Here is a 1,319-nt window from a genome sequence, read left to right on the forward strand (position 1 = left end):
TAATCCTCTGTAGACCACACCAATAAATGGCTGCGGAGGTGGGTTACTACTTATAAGTGTGGCAAATTAGGTAAATATCGTACATTTAATACGGAACAGCCCTGATATGGCCATCAAAAACGAAATTACTATTCTCACGAGAGCAGAACAGGCAGATCTTTATTCCCCACCCATTTTTTCAATCGAAGAACAACGTCTGTACTTTTCTCTGAACGATGCGGAATTGGCAGTTTTTCGGTCAATTCGTCTCAGAGCTCATAGATGTTACTTTGTCGCGATTTTGGGATACTTCAAATCAAAGCCCGTCATCCTAGATATCGCTTACTCGCAGGTTTCTAAGGATTTAATGTTCATCAGTAAAGAGCTGCTTGGCGGCAAGGGGCTCAGACCATTCACTCCCTCACAAAAACAAAAAGATCGACTCTACGCAAAAGTATTAGACCTTGCTGGTTATCACAAATGGGACGAAAGTCAGCACTTCAATTCTCTTTTCGACCACCTTGTTCAGGTGGGCAATGCCTGGCTGGAGCCGCGTTACCTCTTTGATACTGCTATTGAATTCCTAACCAGTCACAGCATTGCTATCCCTAGGTACACCGTACTCCAGAGACTGATAAGCAGAGCGATGCAGCAGGTCAGAAAAGACCTGGCGCACCAACTTAATCAACTCACCAGTCCTGAACTTCACGTCTTTCTGGACAGCATAACAGCCATTGATGACGGACTAAGCCTGAACCAGCTCAGAGGCGGTGCAAAAAGTCTGACCGTACCTGAACTTAAAAAAGAGCTTGCCCTTTATCATCAGTTAGCGCCATGGCGCACGCAAATCAATGGCGTTATCGATGGGCTTAATCTGTCTCTTAAAAATCGACAACACTTCGGTGAGCTCATCAACTATTACGGTAGTAAACTCAAACGATTCAAACGCGCACAGCAGCATCTATGGTTGCTATGTCACCTGACAGAGCGGATACAACTGGCACTGGAACGGTTAACTGATGGGTTCATTTACCATATCCGCAAGCAACAAGAAGCTGCCAACACCTTTGCACAACAAGCAGTGTTCCTGTCCTGGCAGTCAGCCGCGGACAATGTCACGAAAGCGGCAGAGTTACTGCATCTGTTTGTGGATGAGAACATTGATGATAATCAACCCTTCTCAGTAGTCAGACAACAGGCATTGAAGGTCATGAATGACAGGGATATCCAGACCCTCTGCCTTTACCTGAAAAAACAGAAACGGACCGTGGAAGAGTACCAGTGGCAACATTACGATGAACAATGCAATCTCCTGGAGCAACTGTTAAGGCAGGTGTTCT

Annotated in this window: 1 pseudogene; it reads left to right on the plus strand. The window is 45.6% G+C overall.

Going from position 1 to position 1,319, the window contains the following annotated elements:
- Nucleotides 1–106 precede the first annotated feature (106 nt).
- Nucleotides 107–1,319, plus strand: a pseudogene (locus tag ACFI6L_RS20225) (Tn3-like element ISShfr9 family transposase); the annotation flags it as partial.

The organism is Alteromonas sp. G4i35 (assembly GCF_054960375.1).